This is a genomic window from Collinsella sp. OF02-10, assembly GCF_003463445.1.
In the GTDB taxonomy this organism is placed as follows: domain Bacteria; phylum Actinomycetota; class Coriobacteriia; order Coriobacteriales; family Coriobacteriaceae; genus Collinsella.
On record NZ_QSCW01000004.1, the window covers coordinates 21418 to 47571 of the forward strand.

Below are 26154 nucleotides of genomic sequence, written 5' to 3' on the forward strand. Positions count from 1 at the left end.
CCTCCAATCTCACCCGGGGTAGCTTAGATCACCGTCACGCGGCCCTGGTTACCCACAATGGCCTTGGCCTCGGCCAGCAGCGGAATCGAACGCGCGTTGACCTTGGCAGGTACCTCGGCACGCAGCACGCGCCCGTCCACCTGCTCGATAAAGATCTCCACGCGGTCGCCGCCCGGGTTAGCGGTGAGCACCGTGGCCAGGCGCGCCATATTGCCCTGGCTAAAGCGGCTGTTGGGCACCATGACCTCAAACACCTTGGGCTTGTTGTTCTCCTCGTTGAGCTCGAGCGGCACGATCTCCTGCGCGATGATCTGGTCGCCGCGGTCCGAGCGCTCGAGCTTGCCCTTAATGCGCACAAAGGCATCGGACAGCTGCGCGCCGGTCTCGGGATCGACCTCGCCGTACAGGTACCCCTCGGCCTCCTTGTAGGTCTTGGGGAACACGACGACGGTGGCCTCGCCTTCCATGTCCTCGAGCTGCACGATGCCCATGGGGTCACCGTTTTTGGTCACGCGCTTGGACACGCTCGAGACCATGCCGGCCCACCACAGCGCCTTGCCCTCGGGAATTTCCTGGTTGATGGTGCCGCCCGTAGGATTCTGAACTTCGTAGCCGGTGTCGATCTGCGAGAACGAGAAGTCACGCGCCTTGGCTAGTGCATACTCAAACGGGCGTAGCGGGTGGTCCGAGACATAGATGCCCAGAACCTCCTTCTCCTGACTCAACTTAAGGTGGCGGTCCCATTCCTGGCCATCCGGATCGGGCACGCTCACCTCAAAGCCCGAGCCCTCAACGTCGCCAAACATATCGAAGAACGACGTCTGGCCGCTCGCGCGATCCTTCTGGCGCTTTACCGCGGCATCGATGATGTTCTCGGGGTTGTTCTTGTCCACAAAGTGCATCATCTGGCGACGCGGATACCCCGTGGAGTCGAAGGCGCCTGCCTTGATGAGCGATTCGATCACGCGGCGGTTGGCCTGGCTCGAGTCCACGCGCTCGACAAAATCGTGCAGCGTCTTAAACGGACCGCCCGCCTCGCGCTCGGCGATAATCGCCTGCGCCACGCCGGTGCCCACGCCGCGGATGCCGGCCAGACCAAAGCGCACGCCCTCCTTGGTAGCCGTGAACTCGGTACCGGACTCATTGACATCTGGCGAAAGCACGGGGATGCCGTCGTGACGGCACGCCGAGACGTAATGAACGATCTTGTCGGTCTTGCCCGTGTAGGACGTCAGAACGGCCGCCATGTACTCGTGCGGATAGTGCGCCTTGAGCCACGCCGTCTGCATAACCAGGATGGCGTAGCCGGCGGAGTGCGACTTGTTAAAGGCGTAAGATGCGAACTCGAGAACATCGTCCCAAATCTTCTGGGCGACCTCGCGCGTGTAGTTGTTCTTGATAGCGCCGTTCATCCAGTGGTCGTAGGTGGTCTCGTCCGAGCCATCCTCCCAGTGCAGCACCGTCGACGTGAGCAGCTTGATCTTTTTCTTAGCCACGGGTTTACGGATACGCGAGTCCGATTCGCCCTTGGAGAAACCGCACATCTCGACGGAGATGAGCATAACCTGCTCCTGGTAGACCATGGTGCCGTAGGTTTCGCCCAGGATGTCGTCCAGGCGGTCGTCGTAGGAGACGGCCGGCTCCTTGCCGTTCATACGGTTGATGTAGGACGAGACCATGCCGGCGCCCAGCGGGCCCGGGCGGTACAGGGCGATCAATGCTACGACGTGCTTGTACTCGGTGGGCTTCATGTTCTTGATCGTGGCCGTCATGCCGGCGGACTCGACCTGGAAGACGCCGGCAGTGTGACCGGAGCCCATGAGCTTAAAGATCTCGGGATCGTCAAAGGGGATCTCTTCCTCTTTGATGTCGATACCGAAGTTCTTTTTGATGTTTGCCTTGGCCTTGGAGATAACCGTCAGCGTGCGCAGGCCCAAGAAGTCCATCTTGAGCAGGCCCATGTCGGCAACGGTATGGCCCTCGTACTGGGTAATCTCGACGCCGCCCTTGGTGTCGAGCTTGGTGGGCACATGTTCGTTGACGGGGTCGCGGCAGATCAGAACGGCGCACGCGTGCACGCCCTCGCCACGGGTGAGGCCCTCAATCGAGAGCGCCGTGTCGATGATGCGGCGGGCGTCGTCGTCCTTTTTATAGGCCTCGGCAAAGTCGGGGTTAAACAGATCCTCTTTGCCGGGTTGTTTTTCGAGTACCTGCTTGAGCTTGACCTTGGGGTCGCTCGAGACCATCTTGGACAGGCGCTGGCCCATGTAGACCGGGTAGTCCAGAACGCGCGCGGCATCGTTGATGGCCTGCTTGGCCTTAATGGTCGAGTAGGTGATGACGTGGGTGACCTTCTCGGGGCCGTAGAGCTGGCGAACGTGCTCCACGACCTCGAGGCGCCGCTCATCGTCGAAGTCCATATCGATATCGGGCATCTCGGTACGCTGCGGGGACAGGAACCTCTCGAACATCAGGCCGTTCTCGAGCGGGTCGAACGCGGTGATGTTCATGGCGTAAGCGACGATAGCGCCGGCGGCCGAGCCACGGCCGGGGCCGACGCCGATGCCGTTGTCTTTGGCCCATTGCACGTACTCGGCAACGATGAGGAAGTAGGCGGCAAAGCCCTTGTCGCAGATGACCTTGTATTCGTACTCAAAGCGCTCTTTGATGTTGACGCCGCCGATCTCGCGCGTGGCCCAGTCGTCACCGTAGTGCTGGCGCAGGCCCTTCTCGCACTCGCGGCGGAACTGGCTCTCGTGCGTCTCGCCGGGATCGAGCAACGGGAAGCGCGGCAGGATGATAGAGTCCCAGTCCAGCTCCACGTAGCACTTGTCGGCGATCTCGAGCGTGTTGTCGCAGGCCTCGGGGCAATACGGGAACATCGCCCGCATCTCCTCCTCGGTCTTCATGTAAAACTCCGAGCCGGTCATACGCATGCGGTTGGGGTCGTCGACCTTGGCGTTCATGCCAATGCACATGATGACGTCCTGCACAGGCGCGTCCTCGCGGCGCAGGTAGTGGAAGTCGTTAGTGGCGATGACCTTGACGCCCACCTGCTTGGCGATATCGATGAGCGTGCGGTCCATCTGCTCATCGGTCAGGCCGTTGTCGGTGGTGATGCCGTGTTCCTGAATCTCGATGTAAAAGTCGCCGGGGTCAAAGGTATCGCGGAAGGTCTCGGCCCACTTGATGGCGCCTTCCATGTCGCCGCGGTCGATGTATTTGGGGATGATGCCCGCGATGCAGGCGCTCGTGCAGATCATGCCCTTGGCGTGGCGGTGCAGGTTGTCGAGCGTCACGCGCGGCTTGTAGTAAAAGCCCTGCACGGCTGCCTCGGAAACCGTCTGCATCAGGTTGACGTAGCCCTCCTGGTCCTTGGCCAGAAGGATCATGTGGTAGAGCTCGGGCTTGTGGTCGCGGGCGAGCGTCTCGTCCGGCGTAAAGTAGACCTCGCAGCCAAAGATGGGTTTGATGACCAGGGGCGGCTTGAGCTCGTCGATGTTGCCCTTCTCGTCCCACATGGCCATGTCCTTCACATACTGGGCATGCTCGCGCGGGTTTGCCTCGGGATCGGGCTCCACCAGCTCGTCGCGGCGATCCTTTTCCAAGAAGGCCTTGTCGTGGCTCCACGTCTTGTACTCGGGCGTGTTGTGGTTGACGGCGTCGCAGGCCAGCGCCAGGTCGGGCACGCCGTACATGTAGCCGTGGTCGGTAATGGCCACGGCGGGCATGCCAAGCTCAACGGCACGATTGACCATATCCTGGATACGGGTTGCGCCGTCGAGCATGGAGAAAACAGTGTGATTGTGCAGATGGACAAATGCCATGTGATGAGCTCCGATGCGGGTTCGTGTTCTGACTGAACGATTTTACCCCACGGCACGGACAGCACCCGAACCTAGCCAAACCCACACGGGTAGTCAATTTGGGACCTTCAAAAAGGGGAATGAGGGCATCCAGATATATCGAGTATTACTGGAACCCCGGCGATGCGCGGAATGATTTGTGACGAATAGTCATGTCCATCAAGAAGGCTCGACGCTTCGGATAGCTCGTCAATCGATATATCAATTCTTGGAGACCTGTATTCCAACCATTTTTAATGAAACAACGGCGGTAATTGCTATCGCGATTGCACCAATAATACCGAGCGCTATCTGAATGGGATATAACCCCAACACATGTCCAAATATGGAGAAAAACACTGCAGAAAAGAGAGCCCTTACCAGAGACGCGACGGAAAGGATCGTCGCGCGGAGATCGTCCGCTATAGCGTCTTGGATTAAGTTTTCCGAAGTGATGTACACCACTTCTGGGAGAAAACAAAGCACCATGCTAAGGCCAAACAAACACAGCGGATTTGAAGCGAACCACGGAAGAATCATGAAAAGGCCAGCCTCGATTAGCATCGAGCCGAGCATGGTATTTCTTTTCCCGAAACGCAATGAGAAGAAATCTGCTGCAATGTAGGCCGTCGCATTTACTGCATAGGATGCACCGAAAAAGATTCCTATTATGGAGACGGGAGCATCAAATGCGTCGAATACCAACTGATTCAAGTTGTAATAACTCCCATAGAATCCATCGAGCATGCTTGTGCCGATTAGAAGAAGCAACACCGCAAAAGCGGATTCTCCAATGCACCAGGTTTCGCGTCTGAAGATCTTGGCTACGTCAAACCTTCCCTTTTCAGAGCTTTCAGAACGGGTCGCTTCCGTCCTCTCAATGGGATACAGAAGGAAAAGCTGCAGGAGATAGAAAACGGAGACACATACGTAGAGGGCGCTCCAAGATACTTGGGCAATGAAAGATCCGAGCACAATTGCCATTCCCGTAGCGATTGATTGTGCGGCAAGCAGCCGAGCATTGATGGTGAGGAAGCGCTCTCCTTGACCGGCATTCCGGGCAATTTCATATAAAAGTGCTTGTTCGGATCCCGATTGAAGGGAGTAGGCGAGTGCCTCAACAAGGGAAAGCACGACAAGAAAGGGGCCTGAGAGCAACAGCATGCCAGCCGTATGGAAGAAAAGCAGCAGCACGCCCACTTGAATCGAAAACTTCTTTCCAAAGAAATCGCCTATCAGCCCTGTTGGCAGCTCGAGGACGACCGTTGCAATGTTAAACAGGGCTTGATAAAGCGCGATTTCCGTGACAGGCATTCCTTTCTCCGCAAGGAAAAGTAGAAACACTCCCCGATTTAAAACAAATCCCGCGAGAACGAAAAAGGCGGAATAGATGTGCAGTTGCGTAGCGGCATTCTTATTCATTTGGCACTTCCATCAACTACTTTTGTCGGGCCGCTCGCTACTGACTCGAAGCCTGAAGTGTTCACAGTTGATGTGAAGAGCGGTAAAGCTTTTGCACAGGGTATCAATGGAATACATCCGAAGCGTTTTCGGCAGTATCATCGGCGAAGGCGGGATTAGCCTTTACGCGGCGCTCACCCTCGATGTATTTGACGATTTGATCAATCGTCTGGTTGGCGTGGCTCTTGAGCTTGCGCTCGTAGAAGAAGAGGCCGAGCTTGCCGCGCATGCCAGACGTGTTGCCACCCGCACCCTGAAAATCCTCGGTATAGGTGAGCTCGCAAGCACCATCGCCAGCAGGTGCAGTCTCATAGCGCATGGTATTGATGCCCGCCGCATACTGAAAACGGACCTCATAGAGGCACGGGTAGTCAAAGTGCTTGATCTTAACCTTGATCGCCGTGCCCTTGGTCTTGCCTTTTGCGGACTGGGCGCGCTTCTCGTACTTATAGCCGTTGAGCTTATTGCGGCTAGGACGTTTGCCCGTGACGTTCTCGATATCCTGCATGATGGACCCCGCCAGAGCGTCAAAAAGCTCCTCCGGCGTCACCTTAAGCGTTTTGGTGAGCTGCATGATGGCCCCTTATTCGTTTGAACCGTTCGGGCCATTGTACCGCCCCAAGCTCTCCCATGCGTTGCGGTGCCATTTGGACGATTGAGGGCCTTACGGCCGCAAAACCAACCAAATAGCACCATAAAGCCTGAGGTGGCTAGAGGCTGTAGGTGACTACTTGAGGCTCGCAGGGGTTGGCGGGGTCGACTTGCTCCACGCGGACGAACTTGACGGTCACGGCCTCAAAGCCCGCCTTGTGCAACACATCGGAGTAGACGCGCGCCTGCAGGGCGTGCTTCTCCTGCAGCTGTTCCGGCGTCTCGTCCGGCGTCCCACCCGTCTTGTAGTCGATGACCAGCGCGCATGACGAATCCGCCGGGTTCGTCGCCAAAGCGTCGATGGCGCCCTCGGCATATGCACCGTAGCGGGCGATGTCCTCGTCCTCGCAGCCCAGCGAGAAGAACGGCACCTCGGCGCGAACGCACGGCCACGCGAGCAGGTCGGCACGAGCAGCCGACTTGAGCCAGCGGTCCAGGGCAACGTCGAAGCGCTCGCGCTGCTCCGGCGTCAGGCACCACAGGCGCGCCAGCGCATCGGCACGCTCAGCGGGCAGCGCATCGGCACCCATCTCGATCAGCCACTGGCAGGCGGCATGGAACGCCGAGCCCAGCGCCATGGGGTTGCCGGCGGGCTCAACGGCGGCCACGCCTGCATCCGTCATCTCGGAACCATCCGACTCCGCATCATCGCCAGCCTCGTCCATGGGCACATGCGCCTCGGCGGCTCGGTCCTCGGACTCGGCATGCAGTGCCGCGGCAATTGACGAGTAGCTGTACGAATCGCGCGCCGGATACGGGCAGGTGCCCATGCGCACGCCCACCGCCTGGGGATACACGAGCTCAAACGCATCGGGCTCGGGGTCGGCAGGACCGGGAACAGCGGCGTGGGCATCCGCACCGGCACCCTCCGGCTCCGCATCGCCGCGGACAAGCCTGCCCTCGACATCCAGCGAAGCGTTGACCTCAAACGTCTGCTCGCCAAACGTAAAGTCCGCCAGCGAGATGAGCTCGTAGTCGCCCGGCTTGGAGTTGTCGAACACCAAACGGTCGCTATCGAGCTGCGGCATGTCCAGGCTGTCGGTCGGCAGGATGCGGCGCAGCACGTCGTAGGTCAGATCCGTCTCGACATCGAAGGTCGGCGCGCACACCTTGCCGCGGCTCACGCCGACATCCATCGCCAGAATGACCAGCTCGCGCGCTCGCGTCATGGCGACATAGAGCAAGCGAGCCCGCTCCTCGAGCGAAAGCTGCAGGTCGTGGTTGCGCAGGCGAACGAATGCCTCGGCGGGAGAACCCGTCGCGCAGACATCCTCCATGAGCTCCGGCGGCAACCATAGCGACGTGCCCTTACCCTTAAACGCATGCTCAAACTGCTTTTTGACGTCATCGCCCTTTACGAACGTGCCGTCCGCGAGTTTAACGCCGTCGAAGCGCGCCGGCAGCGCCACGACCTGCGCTCCGCCCTCGACACGCCCCATCTGAGCCGCACCCGAGGACTTACGCACGCCAAAGCACTCCGCAACCGCCACGACCGGATACTCCAGGCCCTTGGAGGCATGCACCGTCATGATGCGCACCGCGCCGTCGCCCTCCTCGTTGAGGGCACCTGGGGCCTCCTTGCCCGCCAAGAAGCGGTCGAAGGCAAGCGCAATGGAACGCGGCGAGTTACCGAACTCGGCCTCCGCCTCGGCCACGGCATCGAGCGCCTTAAGCACGTTGGCGGCAATGGCCTTGCCCTCGGGACCACGCTGTGCCAGACGCACAAACCAGCCGGAGGCGTTGACAGTATCGCGCGCGATGGCGGCGAACGAATCGCGGCCCACGCGACGAAGCGCATACCGCAGCACCTCGCGGGCGCGCGTCACGAGCGGCAAGTCTTGCAAACCCGGCACATCGGAATCGCTCATGATGCCCGCATCGATGTTGCGGCGCGAGGTCTCCCCCGTCTGGTCGTCCAGTTTGGTCGCCAGCGCCAGGAACTCCTGGGCGCCGAGCGCAAACATCGGCGAGGCGAGCAGCGGCATAAGGCCCTGCGCCGTATCGGCCGGATTGGCGAGTGCGCAGACCAGGGCACGCACCGTTTGGACCTCGGCAGCCTGGGCAAAGACCGAGCCGCCTGCGATCACGCAGTCGAGCTCTTGGTCGCGGAAGGCCTGCGCATAGACATCGGCGTTGGTCATGCGGCCCAGCAGCAGGACCATGCTGCCCTGGGGCTGGCCCGCTTTAACGAGTGCTTGGAATCGCTCCGCAATCGCGCGAGCTTTCGCCTGCGTTCGCTCCTGCGTACTGCCACCGGCAACGAAGATCGCCTGGCGGCGCGATGTCTTCGCCTTGAGCTTGTCCTCGCGTTCGTCGCTCGGTTCAAGATCCAAGAACCCCTGCATCAAACCACCGGTGTCGCCGTCAAAGACGCGCGCCACATAGCGCAGCACCTCGTCGTGGCTGCGGAAGTTGCGTACAAGCTTGACGAGCTCGCCGGCGGGGGCATCGGACGTGGCGACCGTCTCGGACGCCGTCGTCGAACCCACCTTGCGCTCCTGGCGACGGAACACCTCGACCTCGGCACCACGGAAGCGGTAGATCGACTGCTGCGCATCGCCTACGGTGCACAGTGCGCGCTCCCCCGCGCCCGTCAGGTAACGGATCAAATCGACCTGCATCTGGTCGGTATCCTGGAACTCATCGATCATGACCATCTTAAAGCGACCCTCATAGGCCGCTCGGATGGCGGGATAATCGCGCAGCGCCTCGTACGCCATGCGCAGCAGGTCGTTGTTATCAAGCGCGGACTGGTCAGCCTTGAGCGCGCGGTATTCCGCCTCCACAGCACGAGCAAGCCCCACCAGCGCATCGAGCGCCGGACCGCCGCAGGCAAGCACGATATTGATAAATGCATCGGCGGCCTCGGCCTTGAGCAGCTCCACCTGCTCCTTAGGAAACGCCTTGCTCGCCCGAGGCATGCTGCACGACATCATGAGTCGCGCCACATCCTCCATGGTTTTGCCGCTCGCCTCAAACGCGTCGATGGCATCGAGTGCCACCTGCGCTTTCTCGGTCGCGGCCTTGCTTGCGCCCAGCGCCGCACGATAGGCATCGGCGAGTGCCGAGGTATCGGCCTGGCCGCGCGCCACGCACACGTCGTCCATACCGCCCGGCAGCTGGCTCGAGAGCTCCAGCAGGTCGCGCACCAGGCCCTTGATGGTGGTGCCGGCGCCAAAGAGGCCGCCCTCGCCTGCCATGGGATACCAGGCGTAGAGGCTTTTAAGCGAAGCGGCGAGCTCGGGGGCGGCATCGGGTGCCGTCGCTCGGGCCAGCACATGCTCAACAGCCTGATCCATAAGCTCATCGGTATCGGTAAGCACCGCGAACTCGGGATCGATGCCCAGCTCCAACGCATGCGCGCGCAGGATGCGCGAACACATGCCGTGAATGGTCGAGATCCAAGCGTCGTCGACGGTCAGGGCCTCCTCGTCCATACCCTCTTCGATAAGCGCGCGACGCACGCGGTCGCGAATCTCGGCCGCGGCATCTTTGGTAAAGGTAATGGCGAGCACCTGATCCAGATGCTCGACAAACGGACCGGATTCGGGCGAGAGCGCATAGACGATGCGGCGCGTGAGGGTAAAGGTCTTGCCCGAGCCGGCACCTGCCGAGACAAACAGCGGGCGGTCGAGCGTTTTGACGACTTGCAGTTGTTGCGGCATCAAAGTCGAAAGATCCATGGTCTACACGTCCCTCCTTACAAACGTTCCTTCGTGGTTATACGAGCAGCGCGCATGCGCGGCCTGCGTCGACGCCGGGTCGACGGCGGCAACGTTGCCTGCCTCGAGCTCGCGCAGGCGCTCGGCGATGCCGTCCTCCACGCGATCGAGCAGGGCGTCGAAGTCCATGCTGCCGCCCTCGCCGGGAAAGCCCTTCTTAAGCCCCGGGATGCGGCCGTCACCACGCTCCTCCTCGAGCAGCTCGGCACTCGCCGCACCGCGCAGCGCCGGTTTGCCGCCCTTGGTCGAAAAATAGAGCGCCGCACGGGCATCCAGATCCAGCGCCCGGCGCATGGCCTGCGCATAGATAAGCGTCTGGGTATGGGGCGGCAGCCACCGCGGGTCGTCGATGGCGGCCTCGCCCGATTCCTCGTCGCGCACCGTGGGGTCGGCGAGTTTAAACTCCTCAACGCCCGTGCGATGCTTGTAGTCGATTACCACGGCGCGATTCTCGGCATCCACATCCACGCGGTCGATGCGCCCGCCGAGCGGCCAGCCGGCATACTCGACCTGGAGCTCGTTGAACGCAAACTCCAGGTAGCGCGGCGCGAAGGGCGCGAGCGCCTCGGACTCGTAGGCAAGAACGCCCTCCAGCTGCGGCAAAATCTCGGCCACCTGGCGCTCCTCCACCGGGGAGAGCGGCACGAGCGGGCCCTCGGTACCGCGCTTGCCCGCATGCTCGGCCAAAGTCTCGTCAAAGACCTCGCGCAGCAGCTCCTTCGCGCGTGGCAGATTCATGGGTGTCACGCGCTCCATGCCCTCCTGGGGCAGACGGGCATGCAAGTGTTCCAGCACGTCGTGGACAAAGTTGCCCTTCTCCATATTGCCAAAGCCAGCGTCGATCGACTGGGGCTTCACGCGGTACGAGACGAACCAGCATAGCGGGCAGGTCGAATAGGCCTCGATCTGCGAGGCAGACGTCAGGCGCGGCACCAGCGGCGCATCCTCGCCCTCGCCATCGCGACGGCGCAGGACCAGATACGGAATGGCTTCATCGCTCAGATGCTGAGGAGCTTCGCAGGTCACGCGCTCGCGCCTAAGACCTTCGCCTGCCGCGGGATCGAAGTCCCTTACGATATCGCCCTCACCCACGCACTTCGCCTTGTCGGCGCCAACGGCCTTAGCGTCGTCAGCGGCCTTGTCGGCGTCAGCGGCCTTAGCATCGTTAGCGGCCTCGGCATGCGCCCGCAACTCGGTCCACACGGCCGCCGGATAGCACTCGCGCGCCTGACGATCGTGGGTCACACGGGCGAGCGTAACCGGACCGCGCGCGGCCTGCATCGCGCGGCCAAAGCGTGCACGCAGCAAGGCCGCAGGCTCAAGCGTCACGCCCTCGCGACCGAGGCTCGCCGTCAGCGTGGTCAGCGGCCCCTCTTCGTGTGAGAGCGGATAGCTGTCCAGATCGACATCGGCAAACAGCACGGCATCGTAGCTGCCGGGGCGCAGAGCCGCCGCATCGGCAAGCGAAGCAAAGCGAACCTGGGCACGTGGCGCACGGTCAACCTCGTAGGTCTCGTAATCGTAGGCGGTGCTACGCTTGTCCACCTTGGTGCGAATGCCATCGAGCACGGGCACGGTCGCGGCCTGCGACACGTCGAGCGCGCGAGCATCGTTCATAAGGATGTCGATCGCGTGGCGCAGCAGGGCCACCTCCGCCTGGCGACGGGCCTGACCGTCGAGACCACCAAGCGCGCGATCGGGCAGTACCTCGGCAACGGCAAGCATGGCCTTGAGCGCCGTCACGGGCTTGTCGCGCCACAGCGCCTGGAACACGTCCGAGACCACGCACGGCACGTTCTTAAACCAGTTCTCGTCGCTCGCCGCTTTACGCGCGCCCCTCACCTGGCCCTGCACGCTCTGCAGCAGGCTCTTGACGCCCGCAGTGGTCTTGCTGCGCGACAGTCGCATATTCTTGTCGAACGTGCGCGCGCTGGCGGCGTCGGCACCCGAAAGCGGGCTGTAAATCCAGTCGGTAAGCTCCGGAGCGGGCCACCACTCAGTCTTAGAAGCTGCCCCTTCGTCGGCGGCCTTCATACGCTCGATCAGGTTGGCGAGCGCCGTGAACTGCCTGCCCGCAATGGATTGGGAAAACGCCGTGAACTCGGCCGTCTCGGCAGCAACGTGGCGCGCCGCCAAACGAGCGGCAAGCTCGCCGAACAGCTGGGGTGCCCGGGCAGAAACAACGAGCACGCGTACGGGGTCGGCGGGTGTTGCAGCAGCTTTATCGTCCTTGGACTCCTTGTGCGCTTTCACCAACTTATCGATGACGCCCGCATAAGCATGGGCACGGGCATGGGGGCCGGCGACCTCAATAAAGGCAGGCTGAGCAGCGGACTTGAAGGCAGTCTGGGGCGCGGCGGCGCCCTCCCCCAGCGGCGCGATCTCAAACAGCACACCGCGGACATCAAATGCCGCGGCAAGCTCCTCGCGCATCGCCGCTTGCTCGCGGGCAAGCAGCACGACAACCTCTCCCCCGTTGTTTGCCACGGCGGACAGCAGCTCGAGCAGGCTATACGTAAATGACGTGACGCCGCGCACGCAAACGGCGCGGGCGCACCCCGGCAGGTTGTCGGCCAAAGCGCCGGCCATAATGTCAGCCGCCTCGCAGGGCTCGACCATATCTCGACGGTCCAAACCGCGCGCATAGGCGCACAAAAGTTCAAATACGCGAGCCTCGGCGTCGCTTTTGGGCTTGGGCTTGCAAACGTTGTCGCAGCAACGCTCGGTGCCTGTCCCTGCCACACCCGGCAGCACATCGCGAGCCATACGCGCGAGCATACGCACCGTGCCCTGGCTGCGCGAAAGCGGCTGCAGGTCGGCGTCGTCGAGGCGCGCTACCATGTCCGAAAACAGCATCTGGCGCTGCAGGTTGTCGACGAAACCGCGCCCGTCGCCCAAAAGCTCCCAAAGCGAGCGAAGCCACGATGTAGGCGTCTTGTAGTCAATACCCAGCGAAACGCCGGCTTCCGCCGCATCATGACGGCACAGGTCGAGCTCGGCAAACGTTGGCGCCAGCAGCACGGCACGCCCGTGGCGGGCAATAAGGTCGGCAAGCAGCGCCGCCTCGGCATCGCTCAAATCCGCGCCGGCGTTGGTGGTATAGATTCGAACAGGCATGGTCCTCCACTCAAACCGTTCGCAATATTCAATGCTTCCATCCTACCCGCCCGCGCGGACAGATTTGCCCCACGCCAACAGATTTGACCCCTTGGAGACAGAGGAAAATGGATCACCGAGGAGGTCAGTCTAACCCAGTGATCCGTTTTCCTCTGTCTCCAAGGGGTCAAAAAACCGCCCCCGAAGGGACGGTTCTGCGCAATTCGTTTGTTGCCGCTGGCCTACTCGCCATCCTCCAGCTTGATGAGGATCTTGCGATAGCCGCCGTACTCGCCGTTGAGTGCCTTGGACACGCGGCTCACCGTAGTGGACGAAGCGCCGGTGCGGGCCTGAACCTCAACATAAGGCTCGCCCTCATCCAGATAACGCGCAACCTGCAGACGTTGCGAAAGATCGCAGATCTCGCGCGGCGTGCAGATATCGGTCAAAAACGCCTGGATATCCTTCTCGTCATCCAAAAGACTAAATGCGTGGACCAGCTGCTTGACATCAGGCTTGTCAAACATGTTCTCGATATTCATCGATCACCGCCAAACCCGCCATAAGGCATCGAAGTTGATACTGACATCGGGCATCGTTCGCCCGTTCTATGCAATAGGGCAACGCCTGTGGCTTTTGCCCGTAGCAGTGTAGCACACCACCAAACTAAAGCGACAAGACTCTCTGCCAGCGGCGCGTTTTTCAGGACGAACGCCGTTTTGAAACCGAATGCGCACGTAAGCTCCACGAATATCTGAGACAATGGGCGGCCGAACAAGGCGGCACACCCGAGCGGCCGTCCAAGCCGCCGCAGCAAACCGCTTCACGCGACACCGACGCACCCTGCGCAAGAAAGGATTCACACCATGCGCTTTATGCTTAACTGGCTCTTTACCTCGATCGCCATCGCGATTGCCACGTTCCTCGTCCCCGGCATCCAGCCCTTCGGTTTTGCCGAGGCCTGGGTCTGTTTCGCCTTCGTGGGACTGTTCCTGAACATCGTCGATTCGCTCGTCAAGCCGTTTCTGACGGTTATCTCGCTGCCGCTCACGATCATTACGCTGGGTATTTTTCAGCTCGTAGTCAACAGCTTTATGCTCGAGCTGGCCAGCTATCTGTCGGTCAATCTGCTGGGCGCGGGTATCTCCATCGCCAGCTTTGGATCGGCCTTTATGGGCAGCATCCTGGTGTCCATCATGCGCAGCATCCTCGACAGCATCGCCGAGGGCTAAAACGGCCATTCCGGCCGCGCCCGTCTCAACAGCCCAAAACGAAGGCCGCCCATCACAAAAATGGGCGGCCTTCTTATTTGCCAAGTCTCAAAGGGCGAGAGAATCTGCCATTTCCACCCCGTCCCCAAATGGCAGGTGTGGGTTAGATGACGTAATCGTAGCCTTCGTTGGGAGCGACAAGTTGATCGAGCGTCACACCGTCGAGGTAGTCGTTGATAAGCTTGTCCAGGTTCTTCCACACGTCGAGCGTGGGGCACTCGTCAGAGCGCGAACAACCCTTGCAGTCGCCATCCAGGCAGGCGACCGGCGCCAGGCTGCCCTCGGTCAGGCGCAAGATCTCGCCCACCGTGTACTGCTCGGGCGGGCGCGTGAGCACATAGCCGCCGCCCTTGCCGCGCATGCCCGAGAGCATGTTGGCGCGCACGAGCGTAGCCAGAATATTCTCGAGGTACTTCTCCGAAATACCCTGACGCGCCGCAATCTCTTTAAGCGGGATACGGCCTGTCGCCTGGTGCTCGGCCAGGTCGACCATAACGCGCAGGGCATATCTGCCCTTTGTGGAAACCAACATATATATAGCTGCCTTTCGGTCTTTTAATTCGTAGAAATTCTAGCCGAAAAATTGGTTTTGAAAATACCTATTCCCGTCAAGATGGTTAATCGACTCGTAATAATCTTCTATTTCCTATTGCGTTACTAGGCTTTACTGTCTACTATGCTTGCCAACAGCAAAACGAACAACCTATAAGGTTTGTGGGTTTCGCTGCCACACACACCGTAAAACCACACGGTATCCAGTCATTTGAACACTTTGGAGGTTCACCATGAGCAATGTTTACACGTCCATCGATCAGCTTATCGGCCACACTCCGCTTCTGGAGCTCACTCACTTTGAGGCCGATGAGGACCTCAAGGCCCGTGTGCTCGTCAAACTGGAATACTTCAACCCCGCCGGGTCCGTCAAAGACCGCGTCGCCAAGAACATGATCGACGAGGCCGAGAAGGCCGGCAAGCTCGTGCGTGGCGGCGACTACACCATCATCGAGCCCACGAGCGGCAACACCGGCGTCGGCATCGCTTCGGTGGCGGCGGCCCGCGGCTACAAGGTGATCATCACCATGCCCGAGACCATGTCCGTCGAGCGCCGCAAGCTTATGCAGGCATACGGCGCACAGCTCGTGCTCACCGACGGCTCCAAAGGCATGAAGGGCGCCATCGCCAAGGCCGAGGAGCTGCAGAAGGAGACCCCCAACAGCATCATCGCCGGCCAGTTTGTGAACCCCGCGAACCCGGCCATTCACAAGGCCACGACCGGCCCCGAGATCTGGGACGACACCGACGGCAAGGTCGACATCTTCGTCGCCGGCGTCGGCACCGGCGGCACCGTGACCGGCGTGGGCGAGTTCCTCAAGGAGCAAAACCCCGAGATTCAGGTCGTCGCCGTCGAGCCCGCCACCTCCCCGGTGCTCTCTAAAGGCCAGGCCGGCCCGCACAAGATCCAGGGTATCGGTGCCGGCTTTGTGCCCGACGTCCTCGACACCCAGGTCTACGACGAGATCATCCCCGTCGAGAACGACGACGCCTTTGCCACCGGCCGCGCCGTGGGCCACAAGGAGGGCGTGCTCGTGGGCATTTCGTCCGGCGCCGCCGTGTGGGCCGCACTGCAGCTGGCCAAGCGCCCCGAGAACGAGGGCAAGACCATCGTGGCGCTGCTCGCCGACACCGGCGAGCGCTACCTGTCCACGGCACTCTTCCAGGACTAGAGCTCTCGTTCCTAGAACGAGTCCAAGGCACGCCGGTCTCCCCTCTCTTCTGGCAGCCTGAGCTCATCCCAACAGGGTGTCCCACAGGACGCCCGAACTTGCTACAATGTCTGCGGCGCGGAACCAGCCTCCCGCGCCGCTTTTCTTTTTTGGCCACATGCCACCAAGGAGAACCTCCCCATGCACAACAAGCGCGTGCTCGTCGCCATGAGCGGCGGCGTCGATTCCAGCGTGACCGCGTATCTGCTCAAAAGTCAGGGTTACGAATGTGTCGGTGCCACCATGCGCCTCACCCGTCCCGCACCCGACCCCGCCACGGGCATGAGTAAGGTCGACCGCGACATCGCCGATGCAAAGGCCGTCGCCGAGCGCCTGGGGATACCCCATCACGTGCTCGACTTGCAGCAAACCTTCGACCGCAACGTGATCGAACGCTTTGTGAACGCCTACCAAGAGGGGCTGACGCCTAACCCGTGCATCATCTGCAACCGCCATATTAAGTTTGGCGCGCTGCTCGATGCGGCACTCAATATGGGCTGCGATTACATCGCCACAGGTCACTACGCCAAAACGAGCCAGGCGTCCGACGGAACCTGGCAGCTGCATCGCGGCGAGGACCCTAAAAAGGACCAAAGCTACTTTTTATATTCGCTTACGCAGGAGCGCCTGGCGCACACGATCTTTCCGCTGGCAGGCCTGGACAAGGAGCACGACGTGCGCCGCATTGCCGCCGAGCAGGGCTTTACCAACGCCCAGAAGGCCGAAAGCGAGGACATCTGCTTTATTCCAGACGGTGACTACGCGGGCTATATCGAGCGCCGCTGCGGACATCCCGCTGCACCGGGCGACATTGTGTGGCGCGACGGCAGCGTGGTCGGACGCCACAACGGCGCGTTGCGCTATACCATCGGCCAGCGCAAGGGCCTGGGCGTCGCGATGGCGCATCCCGTGTACGTAACGGGCGTCGACGCCGCCAACAACATTGTGCATCTGGGCGAAGCCGAGGACCTAACCGCGGCGGCGCTAACTGCCAATGAGTGGATCTGGAGCGCGCCGGCAGAGTGCATGGAGGCCGAGCTCGATGCCGGCGGCATTCGCGTGGGCGCCAAGTACCGCTACCGACAGAAAGACCAGGCAGCGACCCTTACGCGCGGCGAAGACGGGCAAATGTTGCTGACCTTTGACGAGCCGCAGCGCGCCATCGCCCCCGGACAGGCCGTCGTCGTCTATCGGGGCGACATCGTCCTGGGCGGCGGCACCGTGACCGGCGCGCTTAAGTAGCCGCGGGTTTATCGCTGCACGTGTCGAAGTACCTCAACAGCGGCACCAACCTCGATTACGCGACGCTCAAGGCCGCGGTGAATGGCCTCGAGTCGACCCTCCGCCGTCGCCCACTCGCTCTGCGAAAGAATCTCGATCGCTTCATCAACAAATCCGTTGAGCCGCGATGAATCGAACCAATCGAGCAAATCCGCAAGCGCCAGCTGGACGGAAGGGTCGGGCCCAAACGGCTTAGCGGAAAACCCAAACTCCCCAGCTGCGAGCACGGCAGTTGGTACGTTGTACCACAGGCAGTTGCCGCTATCGAACAGCGGAGCAGGTTTTATCTCCAGGGTGTCGACATTGCGGATGATGCCGAAGTTTCGCCAATGGCGGTCGCTGTTGGCCAAAAGGGCATCGCAGACAATCATCTGCGACATAGACCTTCTCACAGCGGCCTCATCGACACCATGCTTGCCGAGGTAGCAACAGTATCGATCGTATGTCGAGTTTCCCCGCTGGCTACCAAATGCGCCCTTAACGTAAACAGCCGGAACATATTCCTCGCGGCCGTCAAGAAAGTCGTCGCACAGACACACAGGGCCATCGAACATGCGCTCAACCGTGTAAGGAACAAACTCCCCCTTGGAAAGCAAGCGACGATGCAGAGCCGTTGCAACTGCCTCGTTAAAGGGCCGTTGGTCGTCCATCCCGCACCCTTTAGCCAAAACGCGAATGCCGTTTCGGATCATCCACGATTTAGGGAGCTCGCCCTCGGACGTGTTATCCGGATTATTTAGACCGATGCCTTCCAGCCAACCCGAACGCTCTTCGGGCGCCGATCGCTCAAATTCGTTCTCAAAGTAATTGATGCTTTGCCATTTGAGTTCGGCGCAATCGGCCGGCCGCAGCCAATAACAATCCGAAAGCGATAAGCCCAGGCACCGAACCGGAACCTCGATGCCACTGGCAATTCCCAGTTCACGATAGCGCGAGACGAGTCCAGGGCGAACGTCAGGCACCGACCGATGGCTCCACCACACGTTGAGCTCCCGTTTATTCACCGTAGGAGAAGAGCTCGAGCATGTGCCAAACGGCATTCGTTGCGCATCGAGGACCTCGGCGATTTCGAAGGGAAACTCGCGCGTCGAATCAAATGAGACATGCGCGACCTCATGGTCGGCCGACATCAGCGTAAACTTGCGCCCCACATCGGCTGCAGGACGGCGCCCTCGTTTGCGGACCTTTTGATAGGCGATCGCGGAATTATACTCAACCATCTTCCGTCCACCCACAGTATTGCATGCGAGCGTTCCGGATGCCGCCAGTTGCGATATGCGAGCCTTTGTGACGCCTAGTAGACGGGCGGCATCACCCATAGATAAGTATTCCGATGTATCCATGCGCCACATCACCTCGTTAAGTATTTCACGCGTTAAAATAACTTATCTTATACAGGATAATACTAAACGGACTGAATTGAAAAAAGGCCCGAGCAATCGGGCCTTAGAGCAATTGGTCAGCCAAGCTATGAACCGCTTCCCCTAGCGCTGAACGTAGGCGCGAACGAGCTCGTAGGTATTGCGCACGCCGTCGATGTGGCTGCGCTCGTAGTTGTGGCTCGCGTACACGCCGGGACCGATCAGGCCGTGGCGAATGTCGTAACCAGCCGAAAGCGTAGCCTCGACGTCGGAGCCGTAGTGCGGATACACATCGATCGCGTAGTCGAGCTCAAGCTCGCGCGCGATGTTGGACAGCGTCGTCACCAAGTCGTAGTTGTACGGACCGCCCGAATCCTTGGCGCAGATCGAAACCATGCGCTCGGTGCAGCCCAGGTCGTCGCCCACGCAGCCCATGTCCACGCTGATCATCTCGCGCGTGTCGGCCGGCACAAAGGCGCCGCCGTGACCGACCTCCTCGTACACGGTAAAGAGCAGTGACACCTTGCGCGAGAGCGTCACCTCGCCAGTGGCGACGGCACGCGCCAAGCCCAGCAAAATGGAGGCCGACAGCTTGTCATCTAGGAAGCGGCTCTTGATGTAGCCACTCTCCGTCACCGTGGTACGCGGATCCATAGCGATGATGTCGCCAGTCTGAATGCCTAGCTCAAGCACGTCGTCCTTGCTGTCGACATTCTCATCGAGCAGGATTTCCATATTCTTCTCGACGGTCTTGACCGGCTCATCGGCCACATGTGCCGACGGCTCGGTATTAAGGACCACGCCCGTGTAGACCTTGCCGCCACGCGTGTAGACGGTGCAGTTCTCGCCATCGGCCGTAGGCCACTGGTGCCCGCCAAGCGTCGTGGGACGCAGGCGACCATTGTCCTTAATGGAACGCACCATGGCACCCAGGGTATCGACATGGCTCGCCAACACGAGCGGCTCGCCCTCGCCGCCAAGCTCAACCAACACGTTGCCCTTATTGGAGCGCTCGGGGCCAAAGCCCATATCGCGCAACGTTTCCATTAGATAGTCAGTAGCCGCACGGGTATAGCCCGTAGGTGAAGCAATAGAAGTCAGCGTCTTCAACTGGTCAGTAATATAGGAGAGCGTAGAATCCATCTTGGACACCAAAGTCACCCTTTCTTATCGAATTAAACCCACAGCAACAATACCACCACGCACAATTATTGACCTAGCGAGACAACCCATCGAGCTTCCCAGAGCAGCGCCCGCCACGATAACGAGCCGGCGGTCCCCTGCCCGTTAGCCCCACAATCTTTCCGCAGGACGGAGGAAGCCCCCGCCGCACGAAGTGCGCAGCGGGGGCTTCCGACATGTCCGAGGACGATTGTGGGGCTAACGGGCAGGGGCCCGCCGAACCAAGTTAGGCAGCCGGGCAGATCTTCTTGAAGAGTTCGATGACGTCGTCGAGCGTCGCCTCGCGCGGATTACCCGGGAAGCAGGCATCGGCCATGGCGTCCTTGGCCAGGACCTCGATCTCGTCAGCCTTCATGGCCTCGCAGACGTGCGGGATGTTGACGTCGGCGGAAAGCTGCTTGACGGCGGCGATGGCGGCGTCGGCAGCCTCGTCGGTGCTCATGCCCGTGGTGTCAACGCCCATGGCGACGGCGACCTTGGCCAGGCGCTCGGTGCAAACCGGCTTGTTGAACTCCATGGCGATCGGCAGCAGCATGGCGCAGGCGACGCCGTGCGGGGTGTCGTAGTGAGCGGACAGGGTGTGAGCCATGGCGTGGTCGATACCCAGGCCAACATTGGAGAAGCCCATGCCGGCGACATACTGGCCAAGAGCCATGCCCTCGCGGCCGGAGCCGGGCTGACCGGACTTGGCCTCGGCAACGGAGTCACGCAGGTTCTCGCTGATCAGCTTGATAGCCTCAAAGTGGAACATGTCGGAGAGCTCCCAAGCACCCTTGGTGGTGTAGCCCTCGATGGCGTGGGTCAGAGCATCCATGCCGGTAGAGGCGGTCAGGCCGGCGGGCATGGAAGCCATCATATCGGGGTCGACGACGGCGACCTCGGGGGCGTCGTTGGTGTCGACGCACACGAACTTGCGGACCTTCTCGGGGTCGGTGATAACGTAGTTGATGGTCACCTCGGCGGCGGTACCGGCGGTCGTCGGCACAGCGATGGTGAACACGGCGTGGTTCTTAGTGGGAGCAACACCCTCGAGGCTGCGGACATCGGCGAACTCGGGGTTGTTGATGATGATGCCGATGGCCTTAGCGGTATCCATGGAGGAGCCGCCACCGATGGTCACGATAGCGTCAGCCTCGGCGGCCTTGAAGGCCTCGACGCCGTCCTTGACGTTCTGGATGGTGGGGTTGGGCTTAATCTCGGAGTAGAGGCTCCAAGCGATGCCGGCGGCGTCGAGCTCGTCGGTCACCTTAGCGGTAACGCCAAACTTGACCAGGTCGGGATCGGAGCAGACGAAGATCTTCTTGTAGCCGCGACGCTGGAGCTCGCCGGGGATCTCCTTGATGGCGCCGGAACCATGATAAGAAATGGTATTGAGAACGAAACGATTAGCCATTGATAGCCTCCCATCGTGTGCGGGGCACCCATTACGCCCCGCGCTGCAAGTTCCATCCTAACGCTTTTGAAACAAAAAATGCATGAGAACGTCAAAAGTGTTAAAGCGTTTCAACATAATAACGGAGCCCCAGCCCTTCCCTCCCGACTGCAGCGAAGGCTAGATTATAGGAGCAATTGCCCAAAGAATACGACCAACTCAGTCTATAAATTGTTTCTGTTTTAGCAATATATGTTTGACAATACGTTTATAAAAGGATACTTTATAGTAATTAATATGCATGCAGCAAATAGTGTCATTCATTTTGTTAGAAATTGCCCATGCGGTTATTGCAGCTGCATGTACTGCAACGTACAGCGTAATTCTCCGCACGAAGCAGAAGACGGTTCCAATTCGATCGAGGCGATGACGCGTGATGGCTACTGGTCCTAAATCGAGCAAGACGGCTACAAACGAATATCGAATCTCAATTGAAGGTAACCCTTATCCGCATGCTCTGGCTCTCGTCAACCCAGCGGGAGACAACCTCAACATCAAAAGACATGGGTTCACGGGTCCACTAGGACAGCTATTGAGTCTTAAATACACCGTTTATGACGATGCAAATGAAAAGCTCTTTACTGTCGTCGACGGTGGTTTTAGTAACATGCCCAGGGTTGCGCTCATCATCGAACACAAGGAAGTTGCGGTGTTCGATTATGGCCTAAACAGACTTGAGATGAAGTGCGTAACGAACATACCGAATTACACAATAAAAGGTAACTTCCTATTTGGAGATTACGATATATTCAGTCAACGGGAAGTGAAGCTATCTTCAGTTAACGTCCTTCAATGTGATAAACAATCGTGCTTTAACATACAGGTTTTGGATAAAGCCGAATTAGCCGCCGCAATTGGAATACCCACAGCCATTGCCCTTCTGAGGGCTCGGATTGAAGAGCATCTCGAATAAATTGCAAAAAGCAGTTCGTAACAACATTCAGGAGCTAGATAGTTTTTTTCTGGCTCCTGAAGCTGTACTACATAGAGATGAAAATATATTGCGGCAAAGGGGCTGTCCCTTTGCCGCATTCGGTTACTTTCGACAGCCCTCTTTCCAAGCCTCGGCCGCAACCTTCCAGCGAAAACGCAAGTCGCGCTCGCGGTCGATGAACATGATGGCAAACGCGACAAACAGCAGCACGCTCGCCACGACGATGGCGTGCAGACCCATGCGCTCAATGCACCAATTGCCCAGCACGGCGCCAAACACAAAGGTAAAGATCACACCAAAGTACAGCAGGCCGTTTTCCAAAAAGCCGCGCTTGTGGGTAATGATGTAATCGTCCACGTTTTGCAAGGCATTACGGAGGTTGCCGATACACATGGTCGTGGCGATGCCGTGACCGTGGATCTTGCGGAAGCTCTCGACCTGCATACCGCAAGCAAACGAGGTAAGGCAGTTGGCGAGCAGGTTGAAATCGCCACCGGGGATAAAGCTCACGCCCAGCAAGATGACGGCTTCAAAGAACACCGTCACCTGGCGCCAGTGAATCACACTGCCAAACCGCTCGTGAACCAGGTCGGCAAGCATAATGCCCACGGCAAACGACACCACGGGAAAGAAATAGCGTCCCGCCAGAGCCCAGTTGCCCTCCGAGATGCTCACGCCCACCAGCAGGATGTTGCCCGTCTGCGCGTTGGCGAAAACATGGTCGCGCCCAATGTACGAATACACATCCATAAAGCCACCGGCGAGCGCTAAGATAATGCCCAGCTCAATAGACTCCGATATCTGTTTGGCACGCTGCATCGTCGTGCATCCTCCTTGTTGACGACCCTCTCGTGCGTTGGCGGAGACATAGCCGCCGTTCATACTGTAACCCATTGACAACATGGCGTGTGCGCGAGACGGGTTCTCCAACGCGCAGATACACAGTCTGGAAACAAACGGCGGGCGCGGCACCGACACCCGAGACCTCGTGTACTCCACCAGTCTTTTTAGCCCCGTCCCAAAAAGACTGGTTACAATTACGTGCAGCATACAAACACCGGGAGGGATCGTGGCAAAAAAGCCCCAGGACGCTCAGCACAACCAGCACGGCAAGCATGCCCAGCGCGGCCAGCAGCAAAAGCGTGGCGGCAAGGCCCAGGGTGGCCACGCCACTCATGCCCAGGCAGCGCCCGCCCGCCCCTGGCGCCCGGGCCGCGATAAGTTCCTCCCCGTCAGCCGCGCCGACATGGATGCGCGCGGTTGGGACCAGTGTGACTTTGTCTACATCTGCGGCGACGCCTACGTGGACCATCCCAGCTTTGGCATGGCCATCGTCAGCCGCGTGCTCGACGCGCACGGCTACAAAGTGGGCATTATCTGTCAGCCCGACTGGACCGACCCCGCCAGCATCACCGTGCTCGGCGAGCCGCGCCTGGGCTTTCTCGTCAGTGCCGGCAACATGGACTCCATGGTCAACCATTACTCGGTGACCAAGCATCGTCGCCACACCGATGCCTACACCCCTGGCGGTAAAGAGGGGCACCGCCCCAACCGCGCCGTCACGGTCTACGGCAACCTCATCCGCCAAACGTTCAAGGACGCGCCCATCATCATCGGCGGCATCGAGGCGAGCCTGCGTCGTCTGGCCCACTACGACTACTGGCAGGATAAGCTCAAGCGCTCGGTGCTGCTCGACTCGGGCGCCGACATCCTCATCTACGGCATGGGCGAGCACGCGATCGTCGAGATCGCCGACGCGCTCGACGCGGGCCTGCCCGTCGACCAAATCACCTATATCAACGGCACCGTCTACCGCACCAGCTCGCTCGACGAGGTCTACGACTACGACCTGCTGCCCAGCTGGGACCACCTTGCTGCCGACAAGCTCAACTACGCCCGCAGCTTTAACGTGCAGCAGCAGAACATGGATCCCATCACCGGGCATCGCCTGGTAGAACCCTACCCCAACAGCGTCTATGTGGTGCAGAACCCGCCGAGCGCCACCCTCACCACCGAGGAGATGGACGAGGTGGCCGAACTCCCCTACGCACGCGATTGGCATCCCGATTACGACGCAGCGGGCGGCGTGCCGGCTTTTGCCGAGATCAAGTTTTCCATTAGCTCCAACCGCGGCTGTTTTGGCGAGTGCTCGTTTTGCGCCCTCACCTTCCACCAGGGCCGCGTGCTGCAGATGCGCAGCCACGACTCGATCATGCGCGAGGCCGAGCTGCTCACGCGCGACCCCGAGTTTAAGGGCTACATCAACGACGTGGGCGGACCGACGGCCAACTTTAGCCGTCCCGCCTGCGACAAACAGCTCAAGCACGGCGTGTGCAAGAACAAGCGCTGTCTGTGGCCGAGCGTATGCAAGAACATGGTGGTCGATGAGAGCGGCTACACGCAGCTGCTGCGCGACCTGCGCCAGCTGCCAGGCGTCAAGAAGGTCTTCGTGCGCAGCGGCATCCGTTTTGACTACACCATGGCCGATACCTCGGACGAGTTTTTGCGCGAGCTTTTGGAACACCATGTCTCGGGCCAGCTGCGCGTAGCACCCGAGCATGTGAGCGACGCCGTGCTCTCCGTAATGGGCAAGCCGAGCCGCGCCGTCTACGACGCGTTCTGTCGCAAATTTGAGCGCTTGAACCGTGAATACGGACTCAAGCAGTACGTGGTTCCGTACCTGATCTCGAGCCACCCCGGCTCGACGATGAAGGAAGCGGTGGAGCTTGCCGAGGCTGTGCGCGACATGGGCTACATGCCCGAGCAGGTACAGGACTTCTACCCCACACCGTCCACGATGAGCACCTGCATGTACTACACCGGCGTTGACCCGCGCACCATGCAGTCGATCTATGTGGCGCGCGACCCGCACGAGAAGGCTATGCAGCGCGCGCTCATCCAATATCGCAAGCCCGAGAACTACAAGCTCGTGCGCGAGGCACTGGAAAAGGCTGGCCGTCGCGATCTGATCGGCTACACCAAGCATTGCCTGATTCGCCCCGTGCCGCCACGCCCGGGCGAGACCTCTGCCGGCGGCGGGCATGGCACCGGCAAGAAGGGCGGCAAGGTACACGGCGGCGCCGGCGCTGGCAAGGGGCCTAAGGGCAGCAAGGGCCACGGCGGCATGTCGCGCGCGCAGAACACCGCAGGCCGCAACCGCGCAGCTCAGGGGCGTCAGGGTGCCAACGGAGGCGGTCGCCGCAACTAGCGAAGTGGTGCACTCGCTGCGTCCATCCCACACGCTTGGCGCAGCGAGCGCATTGCCTCCACCAGGATCACGCCGGCGATTGCGACCGTGATTATCACGTCGAACGGCGTGTTCACAAACCAGAGCAACGTCATGAGATACGACCCGGCGTTAAAGGCAAAATGTAGCAGGATCGTGTAGCGGAGCTTTCCGGTCGTCACGAGCACCCAGCCAAAAATGAGGCCGGCAGCGCCCGCATAGCAGCCCTGCACCCAGTTCATGTGCATAAAACCGAAGATCGCCGCCTGCAGCACGACCGCCGTGGCGATACCCCACGTGCTCGGGGCCGCCCAAGGCACCATGGCGCCGTCCTGCGCACCCGCACGACGCCGGCACTTCCAGAGCGGACGGCACTGCGGGTTAAATGCTCGGAGCGAAAACTCAAAAATGATGCCACGCACCAGCAACTCCTCGCAAAACGGAGCGCCGAGCACCGTGGTCAGGACGGCCAGGTAGCTCGTGTCGCCCATGCCTGTTTCCTCGACAAGTTCACTGTAATCGGTCGCGACCTCGGGCAACAGCGACAGCACGGCGTCGGTCACGTAGCCAACGACCACCTGCAGGGCAAGGCCGATCACGATAACGCAGGCGATGCGCCTCCATGCTTTGCCTGCTCCCCCGCCAAGCGGGCGCTCGCCCTGCCAGCGCGTCATAAACGAGCGCGGCCACAGATAACGCCACCACAGCAGCGCCATCAAAAACGACGCCATCTGCGCGGCAGCCTGAAGCAATTGAATATCGAGGTCGTCAATCGAAAAGCCCATGAACACCGATGCGACGCCCAGAGCGGAGAACAAAACCACGCTCAGGGCGATATCGGCAGCGACGACGCCAAAACAGGCAAGCGCCCAAACCAGCGCATTGAGCATGCCAACCTCCTCTCGACGGGTAGTCATATAAGAACGTCC

General features: G+C 60.3%; 17 protein-coding genes. 5 read left to right on the forward strand and 12 right to left on the reverse strand.

Annotation, left to right across the window (positions count from 1 at the left end):
- Positions 1-23: 23 nt before the first annotated feature.
- From dnaE to DXA43_RS03120, 6 genes are all read right to left on the reverse strand, one after another.
- Positions 24-3827: a DNA polymerase III subunit alpha gene (dnaE, locus tag DXA43_RS03095; protein ID WP_117806238.1), complete on the reverse strand. Its 3804-nt coding sequence runs from the start codon at positions 3825-3827 to the stop codon at positions 24-26.
- 240 nt (positions 3828-4067) lie between these two features.
- The gene (locus DXA43_RS03100) at positions 4068-5267 is read right to left on the reverse strand and encodes an MFS transporter (RefSeq protein WP_089572167.1); all 1200 of its coding nucleotides are present in this window, start codon (positions 5265-5267) and stop codon (positions 4068-4070) included.
- A gap of 103 nt (positions 5268-5370) precedes the next feature.
- Positions 5371-5880: a DUF3284 domain-containing protein gene (locus tag DXA43_RS03105; protein WP_117806239.1), complete on the reverse strand. Its 510-nt coding sequence runs from the start codon at positions 5878-5880 to the stop codon at positions 5371-5373.
- 136 nt (positions 5881-6016) lie between these two features.
- Positions 6017-9640 (reverse strand): UvrD-helicase domain-containing protein, encoded by a 3624-nt coding sequence (locus DXA43_RS03110; RefSeq protein ID WP_117806240.1) that lies wholly within the window; start codon positions 9638-9640, stop codon positions 6017-6019.
- Between the two features lie 3 nt (positions 9641-9643).
- Positions 9644-12796, reverse strand: coding sequence for a PD-(D/E)XK nuclease family protein (locus DXA43_RS03115; protein ID WP_117806241.1), 3153 nt, complete (start codon positions 12794-12796; stop codon positions 9644-9646).
- A gap of 221 nt (positions 12797-13017) precedes the next feature.
- Positions 13018-13317 carry a YerC/YecD family TrpR-related protein gene (locus DXA43_RS03120; protein ID WP_022094855.1) on the reverse strand — a complete coding sequence of 100 codons (300 nt, stop codon included), beginning with the start codon at positions 13315-13317 and terminating at the stop codon, positions 13018-13020.
- Positions 13318-13641: 324 nt separating this feature from the next.
- Here DXA43_RS03120 and DXA43_RS03125 point away from each other — a divergent pair, with 324 nt between their 5' ends.
- On the forward strand, positions 13642-14007 hold the full coding sequence (locus DXA43_RS03125; protein WP_055250947.1) for a phage holin family protein: 366 nt from the start codon (positions 13642-13644) through the stop codon (positions 14005-14007).
- Between the two features lie 142 nt (positions 14008-14149).
- On the opposite strand, the gene DXA43_RS03130 is transcribed toward DXA43_RS03125, so the two are convergent.
- Positions 14150-14578 (reverse strand): Rrf2 family transcriptional regulator, encoded by a 429-nt coding sequence (locus DXA43_RS03130; protein ID WP_117564502.1) that lies wholly within the window; start codon positions 14576-14578, stop codon positions 14150-14152.
- 253 nt (positions 14579-14831) lie between these two features.
- Here DXA43_RS03130 and cysK point away from each other — a divergent pair, with 253 nt between their 5' ends.
- Together cysK and mnmA are read left to right on the forward strand one after the other, a co-directional pair.
- Positions 14832-15770 (forward strand): cysteine synthase A, encoded by a 939-nt coding sequence (gene cysK, locus DXA43_RS03135; protein ID WP_055250951.1) that lies wholly within the window; start codon positions 14832-14834, stop codon positions 15768-15770.
- Positions 15771-15827: 57 nt separating this feature from the next.
- Positions 15828-17051 carry a tRNA 2-thiouridine(34) synthase MnmA gene (gene mnmA / locus DXA43_RS03140; protein ID WP_255413617.1) on the forward strand — a complete coding sequence of 408 codons (1224 nt, stop codon included), beginning with the start codon at positions 15828-15830 and terminating at the stop codon, positions 17049-17051.
- Positions 17052-17059: 8 nt separating this feature from the next.
- On the opposite strand, the gene DXA43_RS03145 is transcribed toward mnmA, so the two are convergent.
- From DXA43_RS03145 to fucO, 3 genes are all read right to left on the reverse strand, one after another.
- Positions 17060-18310, reverse strand: a complete 1251-nt coding sequence (locus tag DXA43_RS03145; protein ID WP_147344713.1) for a DNA-binding protein — start codon at positions 18308-18310, stop codon at positions 17060-17062.
- A 264-nt stretch (positions 18311-18574) separates the two neighbouring features.
- Positions 18575-19594, reverse strand: a complete 1020-nt coding sequence (locus DXA43_RS03150; protein ID WP_117806277.1) for a M42 family metallopeptidase — start codon at positions 19592-19594, stop codon at positions 18575-18577.
- Between the two features lie 265 nt (positions 19595-19859).
- The gene (gene fucO / locus DXA43_RS03155; protein ID WP_117759609.1) at positions 19860-21026 is read right to left on the reverse strand and encodes a lactaldehyde reductase; all 1167 of its coding nucleotides are present in this window, start codon (positions 21024-21026) and stop codon (positions 19860-19862) included.
- Positions 21027-21441: 415 nt separating this feature from the next.
- Between fucO and DXA43_RS03160 the strand changes: the two genes are divergently transcribed.
- Complete coding sequence (locus DXA43_RS03160) at positions 21442-21978, forward strand: hypothetical protein (protein WP_117639794.1); 537 nt, start codon at positions 21442-21444, stop codon at positions 21976-21978.
- A 123-nt stretch (positions 21979-22101) separates the two neighbouring features.
- Here DXA43_RS03160 and DXA43_RS03165 read toward each other — a convergent pair whose 3' ends face one another.
- Entirely contained in the window at positions 22102-22818 is a 717-nt protein-coding gene (locus tag DXA43_RS03165; RefSeq protein ID WP_089572184.1) for a YoaK family protein, read from the reverse strand.
- Positions 22819-23068: 250 nt separating this feature from the next.
- Between DXA43_RS03165 and DXA43_RS03170 the strand changes: the two genes are divergently transcribed.
- A complete protein-coding gene (locus DXA43_RS03170; protein ID WP_233540006.1) occupies positions 23069-25207 on the forward strand; it encodes a YgiQ family radical SAM protein in 2139 nt (712 codons plus the stop codon).
- Here the strand turns inward: DXA43_RS03170 and DXA43_RS03175 are convergent.
- Positions 25204-26142, reverse strand: coding sequence for a CPBP family intramembrane glutamic endopeptidase (locus tag DXA43_RS03175; protein ID WP_158564930.1), 939 nt, complete (start codon positions 26140-26142; stop codon positions 25204-25206). The two genes, DXA43_RS03170 and DXA43_RS03175, sit on opposite strands and share 4 nt — an antisense overlap.
- Between the last annotated feature and the right edge of the window lie 12 nt (positions 26143-26154).